This window comes from Neobacillus sp. 114, from assembly GCF_030127045.1.
GTDB lineage: Bacteria > Bacillota > Bacilli > Bacillales > Cytobacillaceae > Neobacillus > Neobacillus rhizophilus.
This window is the reverse complement of the sequence record NZ_CP126144.1, coordinates 2,621,694-2,645,653: the sequence shown is the minus strand read 5'-3', so window position 1 is coordinate 2,645,653 and position 23,960 is coordinate 2,621,694. Positions and strand designations below refer to the sequence as shown.

Below are 23,960 nucleotides of genomic sequence, written 5' to 3'. Positions count from 1 at the left end.
TTTTTAATAATGAAGCAGATGACCTAATTTATCATGTTTGGTTTTTAAATAGCTTTCGTTTTCGGGTCTCATTTCCATTTGCAGCGGTACCCGCTCGACGACTTCCAGGTCATAGCCCTTGAGGCCCTTAATTTTACGCGGATTATTCGTTAATAACATCATTTTTCTGATGCCAAGATCTCTTAAAATTTGTGCACCAATTCCGTAATCCCTTAAATCAGGCTTAAAGCCAAGTTTTTCATTTGCTTCTACCGTATCGTAGCCTTGTTCCTGAAGCTGATAGGCCTTCATTTTGTTAAGGAGGCCAATGCCTCTGCCTTCCTGGCGCATATACAACAGCACACCATTGCCGGCTTGTTCAATCTGCATCAGGGCGGCGTGGAGCTGCGGACCGCAGTCACAGCGGTAAGATCCAAAAACATCACCCGTTAAGCATTCCGAATGAACCCTGACCAGAATTGGCTTTTCCGGGTCAATTTCACCTTTAATGAGAGCAACATGCTCTTTGTCGTCTACCATATTTGAATACCCGATTGCTTTAAAATCGCCATATTCAGTCGGCAGCTTGATTTCAACTTCCCGCTTTACCAATTTATCCTTCTGATTTCGATATTCAATCAGATCTTTGATCGTAATCATTTTCAGGCCCAGCTTATCGGCGATTTTTCTAAGCTGCGGTACCCGGGCCATCGTCCCGTCTTCATTCATGATTTCACAAATGACGCCAGCTGGCTTGGCTCCAGATAGTTTTGCAAGATCTACTGCTGCTTCTGTGTGACCTGTTCTTCTAAGGACGCCGCCTTTTTTAGCAATAAGCGGAAAAACATGACCAGGTCGTTTAAAATCGGCAGCTTTTGACTGAGGGTTAATTAAATTCATGATTGTCGCGGACCGTTCAAAGGCCGAAATACCCGTTGTAGCATTTTTATGATCAATGCTGACTGTAAAAGCAGTCCCATGCGGGTCGGTATTGTTAGCTACCATCGGCATTAAATCCAGTTTTTTTGCTAATTCTTCCTCAATCGGAACACAGACAAGGCCTCTCCCATGCGTTACCATCAAATTGATAACCTCAGGAGTCGTTTTTTCAGCAAGCGCTATGAAATCTCCTTCATTTTCCCTGTCCTCATCGTCGCAAACAATGATAACCTTCCCTTGTTTCAATTCTTCGATTGCTTCTTCAATCCTGTCAAACATGCTGTATCACTCCTTTGTTCAGTTTTTTCATGCAATATTATAAAAATCCATTCGCTTCTAAAAATTGGGCCGTAATACCTGATTGGCCTTTAGGCTTCTGATTGTTCGAAAAATTATTCATAAAATGAGCGACATATTTGCCAATCATATCGCATTCTAAATTTACAATCTCACCCTGTCCTTTGATACCGACCACGGTTTCCGACATCGTATGGGGAATCAACGATAATGTAAACGAGTTTTCGGTCACTCCAAATACCGTTAAGCTTGTCCCATCCACTGTTATAGAGCCTTTATAAATGATGTATTTCAATATTTCCGGCTCGGCCTCAATTTCATAATACACAGCATTTTCAAGCGCATTTTTGCTTTTAATAACCCCGGTGCCATCGATATGCCCCGAAACAATATGACCGCCAAACCTTCCCCCGGCCGCCATTGCTCTCTCAAGATTTACTTTTGAGCCGCGCTTTAACGAATTTAAACTAGAGGCTTTAACCGTTTCCGGCATGACGTCGACCGTAAAGCGGGTTCCCGTAAAGGAGGTGACAGTTAAGCAAACCCCATTGACAGCAATACTGTCTCCAAGATGAACATCGGCAAGGATTTTTTTCGCTTCAATCGTCATCACAAATGAATTACCAGTCCGCTGTATAGCCGAAATTGTACCAATCTCTTCAATAATTCCGGTAAACATCCTTCTTTCTCCCTTCATTAGGTTTCCAGGGATAAAATATTCTTCTAAAAAGCAAAAAGACCCTGAGGTAACAACCTACAGGGCCTGTTTAAAGACAATAGAAAATTAAGGCTTAAAAAAGGCTAAATTTCTCCAATTTTAATCCTGCTATTTCCCTTCTCCCATCCAGACTTTAACTGTCGGCTCCGGAATTTCACCAGATCCACCGCTTAACAAAATTGTTAACCGGGTCACGGACTAAGAAGCATTCGCTTCATCACCGCCGGTAAGGACTTTCACCTTGCCCCGAAGGAATTACTGTTAAATTATTTTAATATTATTATACAGAAGTGCATCTGTAAAGGAAACCGTACTGCTTCATAAAAAATAAATGAGCTTTATTTATACACCATAACTGGCAAATAAATTTCAAAATGAAGATCACCGCTGGCATTTAGCGCTTTGTGCTCTTCCTTATAGATCTCTAAACTTAGTGCTTGATGATCTTGCTCATAGCCATATTCTTTCATCCACGTAAACAAAAGGTTATATGTATTTTCTACCTCTTCGGGTTTTCCTTTATGGGTTGTCACCACATAATTTTTACTTGGAATCGTAAAGCCAACCATTCCTTCCGGGATATCTGTAATTTTTTCAACGGGTGCTGTAACGTAATAGGTAAACTCCGTTTCCCGGCTATGAAACGGGGCAATTAGAACCGGTTCCTCTGTCTTAAAGGAAATTTCCTCTAAGCGTTGTTCAAATTCTGTAAATAGCTTGGGTATAGTGCTAGTTTGCGAATAACTTCCATTCCATGAAATTCCAACTACTCTCATTTCATTTTTTTCTACTACTTGAATATCCATGTTAACCCCCCTTTTTTCTATCTTATTTCTAATATTCTCACAATATCCTTAAATTCCTGCCAAAAAAATTCGACTTTTTCAAAAATTATTATTTTAAAAAAATCAAAAATGCAGCCAAAATGGTGGCTACACTTTATTTCTAAATGTTGGAATTAATTTCAAAAATATTCCACAAGAACTTCTTGAAATTTATCTCTTAGGTAGTTTGTTTAATAGAATACTCTCCCATCGGCTCCAGGGGATAAGATTTTTAATGAGGATAGCCGTTTTCACACCCTTACCAATAGGAAAACGTAGTGCTGGTTTTTGCATTTTGGCTATTACTGCGATTTTTTGGGCTACCTCCCGTGGGTCGCCAAACTTTTCTTCTCCGGATAGAATGTAATTTTCCATACCTTCCATTAGCCGGTAGTACGGTGAGTCGGGTTGGGAGCGGGTAAGTTGTTTTCCTGAAGACCAAATACTGGTCCTGTACGAACCAGGCTCTACCAAGATTACATCCACGCCAAATGGCTTCATTTCCAGGCGAAGGCATTCACTCCAGCCTTCGAGGGCGTGCTTTGATGCCACATATGGTGACATTCCTGGAAAGGCGACAACGCCACTGATGCTGCTAAGGTTAATGATTTTTCCATGGCGCTGCTGTCGCATATATGGCAAGATGGCTTTTGTAACTGCCATCACGCCAAAAACGTTTGTTTCAAATTGTTTGCGGTATTCCTCCATCGGGAGCTCCTCGACAAACCCGGCAGCAGCGTAGCCGGCGTTGTTGACGAGTACATCGATACGGCCTCGAGTTTCCGTTAGTTTGGCGAGTTGGTTGATTGAATCTTGTGAGGTAACGTCTAGTTGGTGGATGTATATTTTATCTTCAATGTTTTCTTTCTTGGCTTCTGAAAGAAGTCCGCCGCTTTTATCGGGATTCCTCATCGTCGCTATAACATGAAAACCCGACCGAGCAAGTTCCAGAGTGGTTAAAAGGCCGAATCCGCTTGAGGATCCTGTCACAATGGCAATTGGTTCGTTCATGTTAATCTCCTCCTTAAATAAAAGTGTAACAAAATTTTGACAAATCTCTGCAAAATCCAGCAGGAAATTTTCATCTTTTTTAGAAAAATTAACGGGAAATTAAAAAGGAGTGATGAAATTGATAATAAAACCACGCTTTATTCCACTGATTATTCTCATTTTGGAGGCACTACTAAGGCGTCTTCGAAAAACCCATCCAAAATGGCAGCTGATTGCAGATGAATTAGCCGGACGATGGGCCGGATACCGGGGTGAACAATCAATTGATTTCTACCTACACTCTCTTCCCGAAAAAGAATACCACATTTTCCACGATTTGAACCTTCCCGATGGAGAATACAACTGCCAAATTGATACCTTCCTGTTAACCTCAAAAAGCGGAATTATCATAGATGTAAAAAATAATAAAGGAAAGAACTTGATAGACACGGATTCAGAACAATTAATTCAAAAAGTAGATGGAGAAGAGATACCATATCCTTATCCAATCTTTCAAGTTGAAAGGCATCAAAGAGTCCTTAATAGTGTGCTAGCAGAAAACAATTTACCAACGTTACCCCTTGAATATTTAGTTGTTTTCAGTAATCCTAATGCCATTCTTTCCTTTGTCGGAAGAAATGGCTTAAAGGTTATGCAGCACATCTGCAAATCCCCTAGTATTCTTCATAAAATAGAGTTATTTGAGAATTTCCATAAACAAGAGAAACTTGATCCAAAAGAATTACGGAAGTTAGACAGGCTTTTGTTGAAGCTTAATACTATTCCAACAAAGCCCGTTCTAAAGAAATTTGATATAGTCCAAGGTGATTTGTTACCAGGGGTCCATTGTCCAAATTGTTTGCATTTACCAGTACAACGGAAAAACCAAAATTGGTATTGTCCTACTTGTGATACCTTTGTTCCCGATGCCCATCTTTACACTATACAGGATTATTTTTTATTGTATGGGCCGACTATTACCAATCAACAGTTTAGGGAGTTCGCGCAAATATCTTCGCCAGATTTAGCACGTAGATTACTTCATTCAGCAAATCTCAAATATGTGGGTGTAAACAAAGCGAGAGTCTATTTTCCTGTAGAAATTCCTTTTATTCAGCCAACAAATTTAAGGAAAAATTAGGACTTGGATGATTCGCTGATAAATTTGAAAATTCGCTGATATATTTAAAAATCCGCTGATATATCATTAGAATTCGCTGATAAAATCAAAAATCCGCTGATATATCATAAAAATTCGCTGATATCTTTTTCTTACTTTAAAAACGGTAACTATATTTTACTGGATTAACGGTATTTCCATGATTCTCCTATTCCTACAAGGGATTTTTTCTGAAAAATTGTAATTTTGCTTTTGAACAGGCTACCTCCGCGGCAATTTTGGCCCAGTTTTAAGCAAAACTCCGTGCCCACTCCCAACCGTTAGTTACCTTTTAAAAAAAACCAACCAAAAAAGGCCGTTCGGACATCAATACACGAACGGCCCAAATTTATTTTTACGAAAAAAACAGACCCTATAAAAGAGTCTGTTTAATTTTTAACAGTTATTAAGCTTTACGGACATTTACCGCTTGCGGCCCACGCTGGCCGTTTTCGATTTCAAACGTAACTTCTTGTCCTTCGTCTAAGGTTTTGAAACCCTCGATTTGAATTGCAGAGTAATGAACGAAAACGTCTTCTCCGCCATCTCTTTCGATAAATCCAAAACCTTTTTCACTGTTAAACCATTTTACCTTGCCATGTTCCATTTCTTTCGGTGCCTCCTAGCATAATCCCATAACTAAATTTTGCAAAATAATGCTTGCACATATATTTTTACCCGTATGCATTCCTCATATACCAATTCCAAGTAAAAAAATTTTATTTATCCAAAACCCATTTGTGAATAGCCTTCGCCACGCCATCTTCTTCATTAGAAGCTGTCACCCAATCAGCCGTTTCCTTTACAATCTCCTGGGCATTTCCCATAGCTACGCCAATGCCAGCTTCTTTAATCATGGCCAAATCATTACGGGAGTCTCCGACGGCCATTACATTTTTCATCTCAATACCGAGGCGCTCGCACACAAGCTTTAATCCTTGCGCTTTGTTAATACCTGAAGCGTTAACCTCTATGTTGAATGGGGCGGAATTTGACAGTTCAAATTCACCTCTAGCTTCTAGCTCTTTAATCACAATTTCTCGGACGGCATCATCATGAATATTGAAGCCAAATTTCATCCACTCAACCGAATGCAAATCCTCTGGCATTTCATTGTGCCAGTTTCGTTCCGTACTAATTGCCCAAAATGTCGCTTTGTGCTCATTGGCAAGCTTCAGCATCCATTCAATTTGTTCTGATTTTACAAGCGATCTTCTCACAAGTTCGCGTTTTTCATCCCAAATCTCACTCCCATTTACCGTCACCAAAAAGGAAGAAAGATTTAGAGAATCGGCATGATTATGACTATTTAAAAAAGAACGTCCTGTACTTAGAACAACAAATACGCCCTTATCCTGGGCTTCTTTGATCGCCTCACGGTTTGCCACAGAAATTTCATGCTGATTATTTAATAAGGTCCCATCCATATCAAGGGCAATTAATTTAATATCTATATGATTATTCAATTCCTCTTACTCTCCCTTCTGTTCTGCTCATTACATTAGATTACCATTTTTGAATACGTCTTTTCAAAGAAGGAGACTTTTTAATTTACATAATATTTTTATGGTAACCATAAAAAACTCCCTGCGATATTCCGCGGGGAGGGAGATGAAAATAAGAAACTAATATTACTCGTGATGATTAATGATGATGGTGATGGTGATGGCCGCCTCTGGTTGGGTTGGTAATTACCCACTCTTCATTAGGTACTTGGAAAAATTGAATCCAAACACCATCCAGCCATTCATTATCCTTTTCCAGAATAAAATCAATATCCTTATCGGATTTTACCACTTCGTCCTTGTCAGTTGGTGTATCAAGCATTAGGTCATAATGGGCATGATCGCCGTGGATGTTGGAAACATAAACACGAAACACTTTACCCTCCGCTTCCTCTTGTCCAAGCATTTTTTTCAATTCCTTTGCGGCACTACGATTTACTTTTACCTTCATTTCTTCTAAGCCCTCTTTCTAAAATGATTAACGAGTATTTCGTTTCCTTTTCTCTCTAACCAGCTGGAACCAAATAAACGCGATGTAAAGCGGGATGGCGACATAGAGAAAGTACGGAAAACGATATTGTTCTTTTTTGAAAAATAAATAAATGGCGCAGCCTAAAAAAGCAGTGACAATAATTCCGTATTTGGGCAGGGGAACGTCCTTCAGGCTTGGGATTTTAACGGTGCTTACCATTAAGAAACAAATCACAAAAAAGGCGATAGGCAGAACAATTGATGGCATTTTGCCGTGAAACAGCGTTAACAGCGTTAACACCCCGCCCCCAGCCGTGATGGGTACACCCGTAAAATACTTTAATGAAGATTTCACCGCATTTATGTTGAAGCGGGCTAATCGATAAGCTCCGAATAATGGAAACAAACCTGAAATCGCCATGCCCACGATGCCATATGTAGAAAAGTAGGAGTAATAAGCCATCATCGCAGGTGCAACACCAAAGGTAACGATGTCAGCGAGTGAATCAAGCTCCTTCCCCAGCTCACTTTCCACACGCAGTATTCTGGCGATCCGTCCGTCCATGCTATCGAGCATCATCCCGATTAAGATCAGAATGGCCGCATTCTTATAATCCCCCTGGGCCGAATACATGACCGACAAAAAGCCAAAAAATAAATTAAAAAGCGTAAACAAATTTGGAATACTGTTTCTAATAATATGTATCACTCCAATTTAAACAATAAAAAGGATTAAATTAATACCCTTTTATTCAAAATCATTCCTCTCTTAATAATATCTGTTAGGTTACGTTACTATGTCAATATTATATCATAACATATTTTAACAAAATTAATTTCAAAAACATAGAAGAGGCTGTTCCGTATTGAAACAGCCCCCCTTTTTATGATTTCATTATGATACTTCTTTTTCTGACGTTTTTAATACTTTATCCTTTGAGAAGAGCCATCCGGCTCCTGCAATTCCAACTAAAACAAGGTAAAAACTTACCTTCCACTCGGTTGAGTGGGCAAAATCTTCATTTAATATTGCTAGTTCAGGATGGGAAAGTGTATAGACTGCCAGTTTTACACCCACCCAGCCAACAATCGCAAATGCGGCAATTTCAAGGCCTGGGCGTCTTTCGAGAAGCTTAACAAACATATTAGCTGCAAAACGCATAATCACTAGACCGATAATTCCGCCGGCGAAGATGACCAAGAACTTTCCTCCATCTAGTCCGCCAATATTCGGAAGCGGCGTATTGGGAAGAACGACAGCCATGGCAACAGCTGCAAGAATAGAATCAACAGCAAAAGCAATATCCGCCAATTCCACCTTAAACACGGTGGTCCAAAACCCACTTTTTTTACCTATTTCCTTTTTCTCTTTTCCTTCAGCTTTTCTTTTTACTACTTTACGGAAAATGTGATTGCCGGCCATAAATAATAAATAAAGGGCACCAATGGCTTGAACCTGCCATACATCCACTAGGAAGGAAATGGCAAAAAGAGAAGCAAAACGGAAGATAAATGCACCAGCCAACCCGTAAAATAATGCCTTTTTTCGTTCTTCCTCTGGGAGATGTTTTACCATAATCGCCAATACCAAAGCATTATCCGCCGCTAGTAAACCTTCTAATGCCACCAAAATAATTAAAACCCAGCCGTACTCCAACAATAGAGATAAATCCACTATACAATTCCTCCTTTAAAAGGTTTTGGTTCACAAAATACCCTTTTGCCAAATAAAAAGGCCTTTACCGAATACAGTAAAGGCCTAAAAAAGCATATAAAAAGACCTTTACAGTAAAGTAAAGGTCTTGCTAACAACGTCCAGGTTGCCAATAAAGCCGGAGAATAAATTCTCGGAATGACGACTTTATTGTAGCAGCTACTCCCCTTTAAAAAGGAAATATTTTATTACTTATACTTTATTAAACTTTTAAAAAGATGTCAACATTAGTTTTTACGATTGGTAAAGTTTTTACAGTTCGTAAACTTCGGAGTATTTTTTCTCAAGGTAATCCACCAGGTAATCAGCATTTAATTCTTCTCCTGTTACCTTGACAATTAATTCATTCGGTGTATAAAGCTTCCCATATTGATGAATATTTGCCTTTAACCAGTCTTGCAGACAATCGAACCGGCCATTTTCAATAAGTTGATAAAATTCTGGCAAATCATTTTGAATCTTCTTGAGAATTTGCGCAGCATAAAGGTTCCCTAACGAATAAGATGGGAAATAACCAATGCCCCCAAAAGACCAGTGCACATCTTGGAGAACTCCCACTGTATCGGTACTCGGAGTTACTCCCAGGTAATCCTGCATCTTTTGATTCCAAATGACTGGGAGATCCTTTGCTTCGATTTCACCAGCGATTAGAGCCTTTTCGATTTCATAGCGGACCATAATATGCAAATTATAGGTCAGTTCATCTGCCTCAACACGGATGAACGATGGCTCAACTGTGTTAACCGCCCGATAAAACTCATCAACAGACACATTTGCAAGCTGCCCTGGGAATGTTTCCTTAAGCTTTGGATAGAAATAATTCCAAAATTCTTTACTACGGCCGACCATGTTTTCTAAAAATCTTGATTGAGATTCATGAATCCCAAACGAGGCACCGCTTTGAAGTACAGATTCCTCATATTTCGGATTAATATGCTGTTCGTAAATGCCATGACCCGCTTCGTGGATCGTGCCAAATAAAGCAGAGCGCACATTTTGCTCCAAATAACGTGTTGTCAAACGTACGTCCCCGATATTCACTGTTTGTGCAAACGGATGTACAGTCTCATCCAATCTTCCGGCCTCCATATCAAAACCAATGATTGGCAGGATATAGCGATTAAATTTTTTCTGCTTTTCAACTTCAAAAGCCTGGCTGAAAATTTCCGACTTTGTTCCTTTACCATTTTTTTGAATCCGATTTAATAACCGTACACTGGATTCTCTTAGCTTTGCAAACAGCGGATCCAGTATTTTTACGGTTAAACCAGGTTCAAATTCATCTAGCAAAGCATCATATGGATGGTCCTCATAGCCATAGATTTCAGCGAACTTTCGCTTATACTCCACAATCTTTTCCAGATACGGTAGGAAACGCTCAAAATCGTTATTTGCTCTTGCCTCCTCCCAGGCATCATTTGCCTGTCCTGTCAGCACGGAATAGTCCTGGAACATGTCAGCGGGAATGCTTTTGGATTTTTCATAAAAAGTCTTATATTCTCTTACCTTCGCTTTTGTTGCTTCATCTAAGACTGCAGAATTCGCAGGAAGTGTTAAAGTAGTAAGCAGTTCACCCATTTCCGGAGAAACCGATAATTTAAAGACCTCTGTCCTTAATGTGCCGGCTGCCTTTGCAAAAACGTGTCTCCCTTTTTTCGGCGCCATCACCTTCTGGTCCCAGTCAGCCAAACCGATAATACTTGAGTAATGCGTTATTTTTTCATCTAATGCCTTAAATTTCTCCAATGACTCTTGTAACTTCGGCTCCAATACCTTCTGTTCCATATTAGCCCCTCCCTGTATCTATTTTCCAATGGATGAAAAAGCTGCTAGTTCATCCCTATTTATTATAATGGATAACTGGTCATTAGGGAAAAATTTTGAAAGCACTTTCAAAATGAATTTTATTTCTTTTCTCCTCGTTTTTATGTCTGTATAAATTTTACAAATGGGTGGAAAATACAAACATTGTTAAATACTTCCGAAGCTTATTAATTAACAATTCATAGAAAAAAGGAAGTGAAAGCTAATTGGAGAAGGAAAAAAAGAAAAAATCCCACTTTCCCTTTCGTTTAAATTTCCTTTTTTTCAGTGTGTTTTTATTATTTTCCATCCTTATCCTAAGGCTTGGCTTTGTTCAGATTGTCTATGGAGAAAATTTCAAGAGGGATTTGGAACGGAAAGAAGGAATTACAGTCAGTAACCCTGTCCCAAGAGGAAAAATGTTTGACCGCAATGACCGAGTTATTGTGGATAATATCCCTAAAAGCGCCATTACCTTCAGCAACGAAGGATTTACCCTAACAGAAATGCTTGAAACAGCTGAGAAATTAGGAAAACTAATCGATAAAAAAACAGATAAGCTAACGGACAAAAATAAAAAGGATTATTGGATTATAAAAAATCCAATGCAAGCAGAAGCAAAAATCACCAGAAAAGAAAAGGAATTGTTTGCAGCAAAAAAATTAACGGATCAGGATTTATATAAATTAAAACTGGAACGCATAACTGACGCGGATATGAATTTATCCGAAGAGGAACTAGAAGCAGCCGCCATATTCCGAGAATTTACGAGCGGGTATAAATTCACTTCACAGCTTGTTAAAAATGAAAATGTCAGTGATGAGGAATACGCAGTGGTCAGCGAAAATCTTGAGTCCCTTCCTGGTGTAGATACGACCACCGATTGGGAGCGGTCCTACCCTTATGAATACACTCTTAGGTCTGTCCTTGGCAAGGTGACCAATTCAGATGAAGGACTCCCGGCCGATCAATTGGATTATTTTTTAGCAAGAGGATACAGCCGCAATGACCGGGTTGGCAAAAGCCAACTGGAACTGCAGTATGAGGAAGTACTAAGGGGATATAAAACAAAAGTAAAAAATGTAACCGATAAAGCCGGAAGGGTCATTGAATCGCAGCCTGTTTCAGACGGCCAAAAAGGGAAAGACCTTGTCTTAACCATTGACATGGACCTGCAAAAAGCGATTGACCAGATTATCGAAGAAGAACTCTGGGCTGCCAAAAAAATGCCGGGTACTGCCTTAACTGACAGGGCTTATGTTGTTTTAATGGACCCCTTTACAGGAGAAATATTGGCCATGTCAGGAAAAAAAATCGTCAAGGATTCTTCTGGGAGAAAAGCTATGGAGGATGATGCCCTTGGCACGTTTACAACTACATATAATGTCGGATCCACGGTGAAAGGGGCAACTGTCTTAACCGGATATAAAACGGGAGCGATTTCACCGGGAACAGTATTTGATGATGCCGGAATTAAAATTAAAGACACTCCGCTTAAAAAGTCTTATGCCTATTTAGGCAGATTAAATGAAATTGAGGCGTTAAAAAAGTCCTCGAACGTTTATATGTTTCATACAGCGTTAAGAATTGGAAACGCGCATTATGAATACGATAAACCATTAAATCTAAAAAATCTGCAAGCGTTTGAAACCATCAGAAACTCCTTCGCTTCATTTGGTCTTGGGACAAGAACGGGTATTGATTTGCCAAATGAGCAAACTGGATTTAAAGGAATGAGCAGGCTTCCAGGGTATTTGCTCGATCTGGTCATCGGGCAGTATGATACCTACTCAGCTATGCAGCTTGCCCAATATGTTTCGACCATCGCAAATGGCGGCTATCGGATGCAACCACATGTCGTGAAGGAAATTCGCCGGCCTGCTTCGGGAACGGAGGTGCTGGGTTCCGTGGCACAGGAAATTTCTCCTGTCGTTTTAAATACAATTGATGCTAAAAAGGAGTGGTTGAACCGAGTACAGACGGGCTTTCGCAAAGTCATGCAAGAACCGGGTGGTACGGCTTTTAAATTTTTCGAAGGTGCTCCTTATGCACCTGCCGGAAAAACCGGTACTGCGGAAGCCTTTTATGATGGGCCATTAAGAAGCCGCTTTGGAGAGATTCCTCCATCAGTTATGAATCTAAGTCTTGTCAGCTACGCTCCAAGTACTAATCCTGAGGTGGCGATGGCTGTTGTAGTTCCATGGGCGTTTCAAGGAGATGATGATAACAAGGCTAATTTAAAAATTGGCCGAAGGGTTTTGGATGCCTACTTCCAATTGAAAAACCGATAAGGGTAGAGGGTGCCCTTAAGCACCCTCTTATTTTTTCTCCAATACACTTTTTACTGCCTTCTCAATTTCAGCATAACCGGTGCACCGACAAATATTTGATTCAAGCCATTCCTTGATCGTATCATCACCCGCATCTGGATGCTGTTTAATTAGCGCATGGCAGTTCATGATAAAGCCTGGTGTACAATATCCGCATTGAAAGGCAAAATTTTCGACAAAGGCTTTTTGGATAGGTGTATCCTTTAACCCTTCAATTGTCGTTACCTCTTTTCCAATGGCCTCAACAGCCAGCATCAAGCATGATTTCATCGGCCAGCCATCCACATTTACCGAACATGCCCCACAATCACCATTTAAACAGCCTGGTTTAGCGCCTGTCAGTCCAAGTCTTCCGCGCAGTACAAATAAAAGGGTGTCCGCAAATCTGGCGGTCACCATCCGCTTATCTCCATTAACATTCAATGGAAAAGTGTGCAGGCTCATTAAATGCTTCCCCCTTTTACACTGTCATTCCATCCAAAGATCGAAGGACATCAATAAACAAATTTTTTAATACAAATAGGCGGTATTCAGTGGACCCTTCAATATCATTTAAAATGGGCCGAGGCAAAACAGTAAGTGCTCTTTCAACTCTTGCTTCTCCCGTCACTCCCTGCCTGTTTAATACTTCCTCCACTTCCCTCGAACGGAATGGAAACGGGCAGAGTCCGCTAATGGCGACGCGGATTTCCCTATCGATTTTGAGAGCCGCAATGGTAATCAGCGGATAGCCTGTGTCCCACTGTTGACGCCGTTTTATGCTGATAGAAGGTGCCTCAACAAACCTTCTTTCAGTGGCTAATTGAACGAGAAATTCTCCTTTTTCCAACTGAAGTTCCTGGTTAAAAACATCATGAATAAAGGCGGTTTTCACACCTTTAGGACCAACAAGAACTACCTGGCTATCTGATAATAAAAACGGCAGTACAGCCTCCCGATAAAAAATTTGTCCGCATATATTACCTCCCACTGTTATTTTTCCGCGGGCGGTGTGATCGGCAATTTCACTAGAGGTCTTTGTTAAGAGCGGGAAAGGGTTTGCCTCTTCGATATTTGTTAAAGACAGGGTACTTCCTAAAACCAAGTATTCCCCATCCATCTCCATAACTCTACCTTCTGCTATCCCCTTAATATCAATAACAGCATCGGCATGAGCCAAATCAATTCTTCCAAGTGTAATCAGCTCAGTTCCACCGGAAAAAAACATCGGCTTCTTTCCTTGCTGTGCTACGTATTGGTATAATTCAACAGCTTCACTGAGCGATTGCGGCCTGTAATAATCAAAATCAAATGGAAGCATTTCTTGCTGCCTCCTTTGCCTTCCATACTAATTCTGGAATGAGCGGCAAGTGGTGAAAGGATACTCCCGCCGCCAGTGACAATGCATTTCCGAGTGCTCCTGGCATCCCCATCAGCCCATGCTCCCCGACACCACGGGCACCGTATGCGGAATCAAGGGCAGGAGTTTCTACAAAGCCAACTAAAAACTCAGGGTTTTCGCCGTAGCGAAGGGGTCGATACGTACGCAACTGAGGATTTAGAACTCTGCCAAGCTCATCAAAATAAAAGGTTTCTCTGCCGGCAAAAGCGAGTCCCATGCTCATCGCTCCCATTACCTGGCCGAGGGCTGCTTTCTCATTCATTACTTTCCCTATATCGACAACCGTACAGGCCTTAACCAGTCTGTAGGTATAATCCCGGCGGTCAAATTCAATTTCAACACCATAAGCCGCAGGCGTCCATTCCGGCCCTGGTTTTCCGGCGCCGGTCTCAGGATCTAAATGGCTAAGATGCCTTAATACAATATTGCCCTTGCCAATAATTTGCCCGCCAATGGCGTTCCCATTTGGATACTGATAGCCGTAGCCAATATCTTTGAAATGCAGTCCGATCGCAGGATCATCGCGTAAATATACCCGGCTTCCGCCCACCTCTAAATCTTGGATCGGCGCCCTTAACACGCAGGCTGCGATCTCTGTTAACTGACGAATAACATCTTCTGCCGCCTCGAGTACCGCCCGGCCGCCCATATAGGTACCACGGCTGGCCACCGTTTTCCAATGTTCAGGTGTTGTCTGCGTATCCACCTCCATCCGCACATGAATTTTGTCAACATCCATTTTCAACCGTTCAGCAAGAATCTGCGCGAGAACTGTTTTCGTCCCAGTGCCAATTTCAATCACACCCGACATCAAATTGATGCTCCCGTCGCGGTTAAACGTCAAAATTACCCCCGAAGGTGCATCAGGGTCTATCGTTGATGTTTTCCAGCTGCAGCTTATCCCTTTTACTCTTACATACCGCTCATTTATTTCTTTTACGGGTCCTTCATTCCAATTGAACAGTTCTCTTAATTTCTCAATACATTTTCTCAGGTCCCCGATATTGCTTCGATTCAAAAGAACCCTTGTCGGCGTTGTATCCCCTGGCTGTATGGCGTTAATATGCCTGAGCTCCAGCGGATCCATGTTTAATTTCCCGGCGAGGATATCCATGGTCCGCTCGATTGCAAAGGAAAGCTCTGAATGGCTGAAGCCCCTGAATGGTGCAGCATAGGGGTGGTTTGTATACATACAATAGGAATCGCACCAGACATTTTCAAGCTTATAGGGCCCGGTACAATCTACCGCCCCAGACCTCGTTACATCAATCGCTTTATCGGAATATGCGCCCCCATCCCATAAGTATTGAATCTCGGCAGCCTTAAGTTTCCCGTTGCGGTCAGCGCCCAATTTTACAGTGGCATCTAGGCCGATATGGCACGGGGATGTAAGTATATCTTCTTCTCTTGTATTTAAAAGCTTAACTGGTTTTCCGCCGACTTCCTTTGAGGCAATGTAGGCAAGCACCTCAAGCTGTACAGATGCCTTCCCGCCATAGGCACCACCAACAAACGGGGTATGAACAATAATTTTCCCCATGTCCTCCCCAAAGTAATCGGCAATTAACCGTTTTGCCATAAAGGGCGCCTGTGAAGAGGTCATAATAATAATTTGTCCATCAGGTAAAATTTCTGCTGTCGAACACCTCGTTTCCATCGCCGCGTGATCAGATGGGGCAAATGAGAAACTCGCCTCCACCACAACCTCGCTTTCCGACCACCCCTTCTCCATATTCCCCTTTCGAATTTTGATATGAGTGGCAATATTGGTCCCAGGCACTGGATGGGAATCCTCTTCCTTTTTGTATTCACCTAACCGTTCATGGACCAAGGGCGCATCCCTTCTAAACGCTTGGGTAGGCGAATTAACGACAGGCAATGGTTCATATTGAACATGAATCAAATCAGCAGCCGTTTTCGCCTGCCCAGGAGTATCTGCCACAACGAGGGCAACTGGTTCGCCGTGATACCTAACCTTATCGACGGCAATTGGCGGCCGGTCGCGAATGGCTTCACCTGTTAACGGATAGCGTTTTCCTGCAATAATCGCCCTGACGCCCGGGACCTGCCTGGCCTTCGAGGTATCAATGCTGACAATTTTGGCATGGCCATATGGGCTGATGACCATTTTTGCTGACAGCATTCCGCTGGTTTGATAGTCATGTGTGTATCTGGCCCGGCCCGTCACTTTATCGAATGCTTCCTTGCGAATGACACTTTTACCAACAACCTCCAACTCAGGTCCCTCCCCAACTCTCTATCTTTCTTTTTCCGTGTCCGGTAAATCCGGCTAATCAGGTATGGTCCATAAGTGCTCTACTTTTTCACTGACCGGTTTTCGCCATGCCTCAATCATTTCCGCAATGATACTAATGGCAATTTCAGCGGACCCCTTCGCCCCGATTGACAATCCGACCGGTGAATGAACCCATTCCGGAATCTTTTCACCATTTAGGAGTCTTGCAGTTCTCTCTCTAGTTCCAAGAACCCCTAAGAATCTAATATTCTCATCTAGCAGCGGCCAGAGAATTTCCTGATCCCTTTGAAAATGATGCGTCATAATCACGACAAAATCATAGAATGAAAAAGAGATTTTCCGTAAAAGCTCCCCGGGGAACCCTATTAAAAGCTCGTTTGCTGCAGGAAAGTTTTGTTCCTGACAAAGCGCTTCCCGCCAATCGCACACCATAACTGAAAAACCGGTTTCTGCTGCCAAAGAAACGAGCGGTTTTGCATCCGGCCCCGCTCCAAAAACGATTAACCTTGGCTTTGGCTGATAGATGTGTTGAAAAATGATGCCATCAGTCAGCAGCCCACTCTTGGAGGCAAAATTAATAATTGGAAATGAACCTCCCCAACAGCCAAATACTTCACCTTTTTCAGGTACAAAAACATACTCCCCCAAAGGGTCCAAGCTCTTAAACCCTGCCACCTTGATATTGTTATCGAGTAATTTTTTTACCAATTTCATATCTTCTTCTAACTTCCTGTTAATCGGCTCAAGTAAAATATCAATGGTTCCGTTGCAGCCCTTTCCCCAGCCGATGTCATCCTCCGCAGTCAAATCGTACCGGACAAGCTGGGGCTCTTCGCTTTCAAGCACTTTTTTTGCCCACTCCGCTAAATCAGCTTCCACACAGCCGGCACTTACCATCCCGATCTGGGATCCGTCGTCGATAAAAATCATCGAAGAGCCTTCTCTTTTATAGGCAGATCCCTTTACATCAACAATAGTTGCCATCGCTTTTTTTCCAGGATGGTTAAGTGCATTGATCGTTTGAAAAAAATCCTCCATGACTCTCCCCCGCTTCAACACGTAAAGTCCTACTCTATTTATATGGCCGGGTAGGCTATTCCTAGAATGAAAATTCATTATTTAACGGCTAGAGACAATGGGTTAAGGAAATGCTAAAACAAAAATATGGGAATGATTCGACTTGAAACAAACACGTGCATTGTTTATAACAGGCGTTGCCTCGGGAACCATGCTGAATCCCCTAAATTCATCGATGATCGCGCTAGCGTTACATAGCATTCAGAAGGACTTCCAACTATCCTTTTCAACCGTTTCCTGGTTAATTACCGCCTTCTATTTATCGAGTGCTGTAGCACAGCCGGTAACAGGAAAAATTGGAGATATCTTCGGGAGAAAAAACACCTTTTTGTTTGGATTAGTCCTTGTTGCCCTTTCCGCCATTGGCGCTCCTTTCTCTACGACCTTCCTATTACTAGTGGTAATGAGATTAGTTCAATCGATTGGCAGCAGTGCGATTTATCCTTCAGGGATGGCGTTAATCAGGGAGCATATTAAAGAGCGGCAAGCATCTGCCCTCGCTGTTTTGTCAATTTTCGCCTCGGCAATGGTTGCGCTCGGGCCGACGATCGGCGGCTTTTTAATTGTCTGGGGAGGTTGGCCGGCAATTTTTTGGGTGAACCTGCCTTTTGTTTTCCTTAGTTTCATGCTTGGCTGGTACATGTTTCCTAAGGATGTGAAAAAGGATAAGGAAACGGTTAAAAGGTTATTTTCCCACCTTGATTTTTGGGGAATGGGATTTTTTGCTGCAGGAATGGTATTATTTTTGTGGTTCTTGCTTTCCTTTGAAAAAAGTGTCCATTTTTCAGCAGGGATTGGCGGCTTACTCTTTTTTGCTTTATTTGCTTGGAGAGAATTAAAGGTTAAAGAACCATTTATAGATATTCGTATTTTTAAAACCAATCCTCAACTAACTTTGGTTTACGTACAGTTCATTTTGTTAAATATCTTTTTTTATTGTTTATTTTTCGGTCTGCCTGCCTATTTTCAGGAGGCAATGGGACTTGGCGTAGAGAAAAGCGGCATGATTATGCTGTTTATGTCGGGAGTCAGCATTATCATTTCAACGTTTGCAGGGAAGTGGGCAGATAAATCAGGTGTGTATCAGCCGATTATGGCAGGAGCATTGTTATCAATTATCGGGGCCTGCGCCTTTACATTCTTTTTTGTTGGCGCCTCCATTATTGTGATTGGGATCCTGTTATCGATTATGGGGCTAAGCTATGGTATTGGCAATGTTGTGCTTCAAGTGGCGATGTTAAAGGAAAGTCCAAAAGCGATTATCGGGACTACTTCCGGATTGTTTCAAACCTGCCGTTATCTAGGTTCGATTTTTTCCACCATCATTCTTGGCATGATATTTGGCGCTGAAGCATCACCTGAAAAAATGAAAATCGTTGGCGGTATTATGATTATTCTCGGAACCATCAGCTTTTTAATGAGTGTATGGTTTTCTAGGCAATCATTACGATTCGGAAATTTTAAACAAGTGTGAAGAAAAGGAACAAGGCTTCTTTGGGCTTTGTTCCTTTATTTCTTTTCCATCAGCTTTTTAATTTCATCCCTTGGACTCCAGCAATTGAATTTATAGCTGGATTTTGTCTCATATCCCAAGCGTTTGCAATAATAAAGCATTCCTCCCGCTTTTTTCTCAGCTTTAAAATGCAGGCAGGTTGCGCAGCAATGATAATCTTTCATCGAATTTTCTCCTCCTGAGAAGGTTTCTTAATCTATTAATTTTTCATTCATAGTTTTTTCATATTTAACCATTATGATAGTAACAGGTTCGATATTGAACCATTCAACCTCCGCCCCCTTTTAATAGATATTTGTTTTTGCCCGGCCTTTCTTGGCCGGGTATTTTTTTATGTATAGTATAATGGCAAAATATAGTTTCATAAACTAATACTTTCTAATTTTTTGGAAAAAGAAAAGACCTTTACCGATTGCGAAAAGGTCTTTTCTGTCTTTATTAAAATGCTGTTCGCGCACCTAGGTAGCGAGATTTCCAGTAGGTAAGGCTCATATCGCTGATGGTGACCCCTTTTGATCCTGCATTAATGAATTTATTGTCCCCAATGTAAATGCCTACATGTGTTGGACCTGGGGCATATGTTTCATAAAACACTAAATCGCCGGGTTTAGGACTTGTGATAGAAGTTAATCCGGACCACTGTGTCGCAGCCGTTCGCGGAATGGATATTCCTACTTTATCAAACACGTATTTCGTAAACCCACTGCAATCAAATCCCGCAGGCGAATTTCCACCCCATAAATACGGAGCTCCAATCAATTTTTTCGCCTCATCGACTACCAATTGTGCTTTTGAAACTGTTGGCGCAGGTGCTGGTGCCGGAGCTGGTGTAGGTGTCGGAGCTGCTGCTGATTCCGGAATCCAAAGCTTTAGGACTTGTCCTACATAAATAGTGTCAGAAGTTAAATTATTGATAGATTTAAGCTGGGCAACTGAAACATTGTTGTTGACGCCAATACGGTAAAGAGTGTCTCCTTTTTGAACTGTGTATTCATGAGAATGAGGAGCAATTAATGATAGTTTTTGATTTGCGTAGATGGTATCGCTAGTGAGGTTATTCCATGTTTTTAAATCCGTAACTGATAGATTATTGGTGTGCGAAATTCTCCAAAGAGTATCACCAGATTGAACCGTGTAGGTCATTTCGTGGGCGCTTGCCGCTCCCGCATAAGAGGATAAGAAGATGCCGGCTGCCGAGACGGCTGTCAGTAGCTGTTTTTTCATTCCTGTTGCACTCCTTCAAGATATTTTATTTACATGTTATCGAATAGTTAAGTTGGATAAAATGCCAAAGATATGGTTTACATGGAATTCTTCTACACAATTGGAAATAAACAGGCCTAATATAACAAATAATAAATACTCTAAATCACATTCAATCCTTGATTTTATTACATTTTTTCTATTCTCATATAATTACTTGTGACATCAATGTAACAAAATTGTAATAGTTAAAAGACATTACTAGTAATGTAGAAATATTGTAACAAAACACCCATGCACTAGAAGACAACAATTTTATAATGAACCTATAGAACATTTTCAAGGTTACAAAAATATCTATGAAACATGGTGATGAAAATGCAAGGATTTAGTAAGGGACATCTTCAAGGGATGGAGCAAGGTCACCCACATGGTGGAGGAAAAACAATCGATTATGATCAAAACCCATTTATCGTCATTTGGGAGGTTACCAGGGCCTGCCAACTAAAATGTGTACATTGCCGGGCAGATGCACAGCTAACACCAGACCCGCGGGAGCTGACTCACGAAGAAGGAATCAATCTCATTGATCAAATCTATGAAATGGACAACCCGATGCTTGTGTTCACCGGTGGGGATTGTATGATGAGAGAAGATTTGTTTGAGCTGGCTGACTATGCTATCAAAAAAGGCATGCGCGTTTCGATGACACCGAGTGCAACACCAAATGTCACCATCGAGAAAATGAAGCGCGCCAAAGAAGTCGGCCTTTCGCGCTGGGGCTTCAGCCTTGATGGGCCGACCCCGGAAATTCATGACCATTTTAGGGGCACTCCTGGTTCCTTTGAATTAACTATTGAGAAAATAAAATACTTAAATGAATTACATATGCCGCTGCAAATTAACACGGTTATCTCACGATATAATTACGACCATCTAGAGCGAATGGCCGAGCTTGTCGGAGAACTTGGTGCTGTCATGTGGTATATCTTCCTGCTTGTTCCTACAGGAAGAGGACAACTGGATGCCTGCATTTCACCTGTTGAGCATGAGAAGGTTTTCCGTTGGCTTTATGAATTGAGCAAAACAGCGCCATATGATATCAAAACAACGGCTGCCCAGCATTATCGCCGCGTTGTCCTCCAGCAGAAAACACGTGATCATTTGATTGACAAAGGGGAAATTCGCTACGAGGATTCGATTACAACCGATTTCGCCTCGATGCATGACGGGCTGAAGCGGGCGCCAAAAGGCGTCAACGACGGTAATGGGTTTGCATTCGTTTCTCATATTGGCGATGTGATGCCAAGCGGACTGCTGCCGATTGTCGGCGGGAATGTTCGCGAAGAGCCATTGGCAAAGATTTATCGTGAGGCAAAAGTATTTAAAGAGCTGCGCCAGCCTGACAATTATAAAGGAAAATGTGGCATATGCGAATACAATAAAATCTGCGGCGGTTCCCGCTCAAGAACATATGCCGTTACTGGAAATTATTTAGAAAGTGAGCCATTCTGTGTTTATATCCCGCAAGCGATGCGAAATAAGGAAACTGCACCAGTTGTTTGAAGCAATTTTAAAAGGGCCTTCCTTAGAAGGAAAGGCCTTTTCTTCATTCTATTAATCCTGTATCCGTAATTTTTACCTTCGTATCTACCTTAAAGACTATCTTTGGATAAATCTTCTGCCATTCTTCCCAATCATTTTCATTAAAATGGCGGGATCGGTAGCGCAGTCCAAAGCCAATCGGGTCAATGCCCGACTTCTGGATTTTTACTAAAACGTTTTTTACAAATTTGTTTGTTTCCTTTTCTACCTCCTTTTCATATTTGGCTAATCTGGTATTGGGAATTTTTCTACTGGTCTCCTCCACTATCCCTTTTATTTTTATATCAAATTTTATATATGGCGGTTTCCCTTTTGGCGTATAAATTTTATACTTCGACCTTATTTTCTGCGTATCTATAAAAAACCTGGTTTTGCCCTTTCTTGCCCATATCGCCGATTTTTGCTCCTTATTCAATAGGAAGTTAAGGGCTTTTGTTTCCTCAGGATTAAGGGTGAGTTTCATATGATTTTTATTAAAGAGACTGGTGGTTTTAATTTCAAATAATTCCTTTTTAGCTTCCACAATCGGCAGCATCGGGTCCAACCCCCGTTCAATCAGCCTCATTTTAAAATCAAACAGGAAATCGGGCAGAATATACGGTGTTTCCGAGCCGTCTTTCCCCATGGCAAGAAATAAGGAATTGGACGGAATTTGTTCTGATTTCGGTTTGACCTTTAGCACATCAAGCGCAGTTGGTTTAGCAACAACCACCCAGGCAATCAATTGAATATCTCTTCTTCTTGCCAGCCAATAGTATATCCCCGCGTTACCCTTTTGTTTTGCCAACTCCTCACCAATCAAAATCATCTTGGCGTGACTAAAATCGATTTCCTTATCCACTTTTGTTTTAATAATGCGAACAGCATCCGACATCGAGTCAGCTTGTTCCGATACAATCGTGAATTCGTTTGGCTGTTGTTTTGACCCGCTAGGTACGGCAAGTTTTAGGTGGACATCATATTTTTTTGAACTGTTCTTGGCAAGATCGACCCCAATGCTGACGACAAACAGGCGCTTATCGATATCCTTGAAACCGCACCCGGTCAAAAGTAAAGAACCGATGACAATGATAGCTGCAACAGACCAATTTACAGCGCTTTTCATGCTAACTGCCTCCTTGCCCATAAGCTAAAAGAAATCACAATGACTACTTCAACTCCTAATCGGGCAATCATCCAATAGACCGTAATCTGATTTAAAAGGATTGTTTCAAGGAACATGACCGCAATTACTGCGCACCCAGAATAGGCTGAAAGGACAATCCATTTCATCTTTTTGTTTTCCTTTTTCCTGAACGTCCCCTTAAATAATTCAAATGCGCTATGCCAATGTATCGAGATACTCATAAGTGTGATACTCATATAAAACAATAAAAATATAAAAATGACTCGCTCTATCGGACTGTAAACGAGGCGCAGGGAATCTGACGTCGAAATCCAAGGGTATAGATATTCCTGGGCACCGTCGGATCCATGAAACCCAATTGGAATAAAAAAGGTAGTAAACAAATTGAAAATACCCATAAAGAAGATAATGACAAAGTTCCAAACTTTAAGTTTTTCTTTAATTACTCGATTAAAAATAACAAGATTGGCATAACCGCTAAAAACGTAAGAAGCTGCAGCAATGGCTTTAAGGCTTGGCCGATCGAACAGATGAGTGCCAACCTCAAGAATTGAATCCCAGCTAATATAATCACTGGTGAAGGCTTTAAAAACGATGAAACCGATTAACGGTGTATTCATAAACAGGACAATTTCTAAAATATACATAACCCTTTCGGTAGGAAGCTGAATAATAAATATAATAGCGATTAAATAAATCGACAGCAGTAATAATCTTGGCATTTCCGGGTTGATAAAACGGGTTAAGACATCAATAAAACCAACCAGTGTTATGAGCCCAGCAGAAAATACGGCGAGCTGAATGCTGCCAAAATGGAGAATTGTTAACCACCTGTGCTTAAAAAATTTATCAGCGATTTCAGGGAGGCCTTGCCCTGGGAATTTCGTGATTGCCTTACTATATAGGCAGGCAAGGGTAAAACCAATCGGAATGGCAATCAACATTCCCATTACCGCCCCTTCATACCGGTATTCGATTAAGATTTTCGGTACAAAAATGATTACGTTAATTAACATATTGGTTAATATTAAATAGAAAAAATATCGGTTCAATCCCCTCCCCCCTATAC

The 23,960-nt window shown here is 41.3% G+C and carries 22 protein-coding genes and 1 riboswitch; of the genes, 4 read left to right on the top strand and 18 right to left on the bottom strand.

Going from position 1 to position 23,960, the window contains the following annotated elements; translation table 11 throughout:
• Positions 1-3: 3 nt before the first annotated feature.
• From QNN06_RS12995 to QNN06_RS12980, 4 genes are all read right to left on the bottom strand, one after another.
• Positions 4-1,197 carry a bifunctional 3,4-dihydroxy-2-butanone-4-phosphate synthase/GTP cyclohydrolase II gene (locus tag QNN06_RS12995; protein WP_213115968.1) on the bottom strand — a complete coding sequence of 398 codons (1,194 nt, stop codon included), beginning with the start codon at positions 1,195-1,197 and terminating at the stop codon, positions 4-6.
• A 37-nt stretch (positions 1,198-1,234) separates the two neighbouring features.
• Positions 1,235-1,894 carry a riboflavin synthase gene (gene ribE / locus QNN06_RS12990; RefSeq protein WP_213115969.1) on the bottom strand — a complete coding sequence of 220 codons (660 nt, stop codon included), beginning with the start codon at positions 1,892-1,894 and terminating at the stop codon, positions 1,235-1,237.
• Between the two features lie 149 nt (positions 1,895-2,043).
• A riboswitch (FMN riboswitch) is annotated at positions 2,044-2,191 on the bottom strand.
• A gap of 80 nt (positions 2,192-2,271) precedes the next feature.
• Complete coding sequence (locus QNN06_RS12985) at positions 2,272-2,739, bottom strand: GyrI-like domain-containing protein (RefSeq protein ID WP_213115970.1); 468 nt, start codon at positions 2,737-2,739, stop codon at positions 2,272-2,274.
• Between the two features lie 189 nt (positions 2,740-2,928).
• Complete coding sequence (locus QNN06_RS12980; protein ID WP_213115971.1) at positions 2,929-3,768, bottom strand: oxidoreductase; 840 nt, start codon at positions 3,766-3,768, stop codon at positions 2,929-2,931.
• A gap of 118 nt (positions 3,769-3,886) precedes the next feature.
• On the opposite strand from QNN06_RS12980, the gene QNN06_RS12975 reads away from it, so the two are divergent.
• The gene (locus QNN06_RS12975) at positions 3,887-4,888 is read left to right on the top strand and encodes a nuclease-related domain-containing protein (protein WP_284037688.1); all 1,002 of its coding nucleotides are present in this window, start codon (positions 3,887-3,889) and stop codon (positions 4,886-4,888) included.
• Positions 4,889-5,312: 424 nt separating this feature from the next.
• Here QNN06_RS12975 and QNN06_RS12970 read toward each other — a convergent pair whose 3' ends face one another.
• The 6 genes from QNN06_RS12970 to QNN06_RS12945 all read right to left on the bottom strand — a co-directional run bounded on the left by QNN06_RS12970 (position 5,313) and on the right by QNN06_RS12945 (position 10,381).
• Entirely contained in the window at positions 5,313-5,513 is a 201-nt protein-coding gene (locus QNN06_RS12970; protein ID WP_213115973.1) for a cold-shock protein, read from the bottom strand.
• 112 nt (positions 5,514-5,625) lie between these two features.
• A complete protein-coding gene (locus QNN06_RS12965; protein ID WP_284037687.1) occupies positions 5,626-6,372 on the bottom strand; it encodes a Cof-type HAD-IIB family hydrolase in 747 nt (248 codons plus the stop codon).
• A 178-nt stretch (positions 6,373-6,550) separates the two neighbouring features.
• Positions 6,551-6,862, bottom strand: coding sequence for an iron-sulfur cluster assembly accessory protein (locus tag QNN06_RS12960; protein WP_284037686.1), 312 nt, complete (start codon positions 6,860-6,862; stop codon positions 6,551-6,553).
• A gap of 27 nt (positions 6,863-6,889) precedes the next feature.
• Positions 6,890-7,558, bottom strand: coding sequence for a CDP-diacylglycerol--serine O-phosphatidyltransferase (gene pssA / locus QNN06_RS12955; RefSeq protein WP_249366408.1), 669 nt, complete (start codon positions 7,556-7,558; stop codon positions 6,890-6,892).
• A gap of 219 nt (positions 7,559-7,777) precedes the next feature.
• Positions 7,778-8,557, bottom strand: a complete 780-nt coding sequence (locus QNN06_RS12950) for a TerC family protein (protein ID WP_213115976.1) — start codon at positions 8,555-8,557, stop codon at positions 7,778-7,780.
• A 291-nt stretch (positions 8,558-8,848) separates the two neighbouring features.
• On the bottom strand, positions 8,849-10,381 hold the full coding sequence (locus tag QNN06_RS12945) for a carboxypeptidase M32 (protein WP_284037685.1): 1,533 nt from the start codon (positions 10,379-10,381) through the stop codon (positions 8,849-8,851).
• A gap of 245 nt (positions 10,382-10,626) precedes the next feature.
• On the opposite strand from QNN06_RS12945, the gene QNN06_RS12940 reads away from it, so the two are divergent.
• Positions 10,627-12,690 carry a peptidoglycan D,D-transpeptidase FtsI family protein gene (locus QNN06_RS12940; protein ID WP_284037684.1) on the top strand — a complete coding sequence of 688 codons (2,064 nt, stop codon included), beginning with the start codon at positions 10,627-10,629 and terminating at the stop codon, positions 12,688-12,690.
• Positions 12,691-12,717: 27 nt separating this feature from the next.
• Here the strand turns inward: QNN06_RS12940 and QNN06_RS12935 are convergent, their stop codons facing one another.
• From QNN06_RS12935 to QNN06_RS12920, 4 genes are read right to left on the bottom strand one after another with little or no spacing between them, the layout of a single operon-like run.
• A complete protein-coding gene (locus QNN06_RS12935; RefSeq protein WP_213115979.1) occupies positions 12,718-13,173 on the bottom strand; it encodes a (2Fe-2S)-binding protein in 456 nt (151 codons plus the stop codon).
• 16 nt (positions 13,174-13,189) lie between these two features.
• A complete protein-coding gene (locus QNN06_RS12930; protein WP_213115980.1) occupies positions 13,190-14,029 on the bottom strand; it encodes an FAD binding domain-containing protein in 840 nt (279 codons plus the stop codon).
• Entirely contained in the window at positions 14,016-16,346 is a 2,331-nt protein-coding gene (locus QNN06_RS12925) for a xanthine dehydrogenase family protein molybdopterin-binding subunit (protein WP_213115981.1), read from the bottom strand. The genes QNN06_RS12930 and QNN06_RS12925 overlap by 14 nt, the downstream gene beginning before the upstream one ends.
• A 54-nt stretch (positions 16,347-16,400) precedes the next feature.
• Positions 16,401-17,405 (bottom strand): XdhC family protein, encoded by a 1,005-nt coding sequence (locus tag QNN06_RS12920; RefSeq protein ID WP_284037683.1) that lies wholly within the window; start codon positions 17,403-17,405, stop codon positions 16,401-16,403.
• Between the two features lie 190 nt (positions 17,406-17,595).
• Between QNN06_RS12920 and QNN06_RS12915 the strand changes: the two genes are divergently transcribed.
• The gene (locus QNN06_RS12915; RefSeq protein ID WP_213116884.1) at positions 17,596-18,918 is read left to right on the top strand and encodes an MFS transporter; all 1,323 of its coding nucleotides are present in this window, start codon (positions 17,596-17,598) and stop codon (positions 18,916-18,918) included.
• Positions 18,919-18,953: 35 nt separating this feature from the next.
• Here QNN06_RS12915 and QNN06_RS12910 read toward each other — a convergent pair whose 3' ends face one another.
• Positions 18,954-19,121: a hypothetical protein gene (locus QNN06_RS12910; RefSeq protein ID WP_213115982.1), complete on the bottom strand. Its 168-nt coding sequence runs from the start codon at positions 19,119-19,121 to the stop codon at positions 18,954-18,956.
• Between the two features lie 274 nt (positions 19,122-19,395).
• The gene (locus tag QNN06_RS12905; protein ID WP_213115983.1) at positions 19,396-20,181 is read right to left on the bottom strand and encodes a C40 family peptidase; all 786 of its coding nucleotides are present in this window, start codon (positions 20,179-20,181) and stop codon (positions 19,396-19,398) included.
• Positions 20,182-20,538: 357 nt separating this feature from the next.
• On the opposite strand from QNN06_RS12905, the gene QNN06_RS12900 reads away from it, so the two are divergent.
• Positions 20,539-21,726, top strand: a complete 1,188-nt coding sequence (locus QNN06_RS12900) for a TIGR04053 family radical SAM/SPASM domain-containing protein (protein ID WP_249366410.1) — start codon at positions 20,539-20,541, stop codon at positions 21,724-21,726.
• Between the two features lie 43 nt (positions 21,727-21,769).
• Here QNN06_RS12900 and QNN06_RS12895 read toward each other — a convergent pair whose 3' ends face one another.
• Together QNN06_RS12895 and QNN06_RS12890 are read right to left on the bottom strand one after the other, a co-directional pair.
• Positions 21,770-22,870: a Ger(x)C family spore germination protein gene (locus QNN06_RS12895; RefSeq protein WP_213115984.1), complete on the bottom strand. Its 1,101-nt coding sequence runs from the start codon at positions 22,868-22,870 to the stop codon at positions 21,770-21,772.
• On the bottom strand, positions 22,867-23,943 hold the full coding sequence (locus tag QNN06_RS12890; RefSeq protein WP_213115985.1) for an SLC5/6 family protein: 1,077 nt from the start codon (positions 23,941-23,943) through the stop codon (positions 22,867-22,869). The genes QNN06_RS12895 and QNN06_RS12890 overlap by 4 nt, the downstream gene beginning before the upstream one ends.
• Positions 23,944-23,960 lie beyond the last annotated feature (17 nt).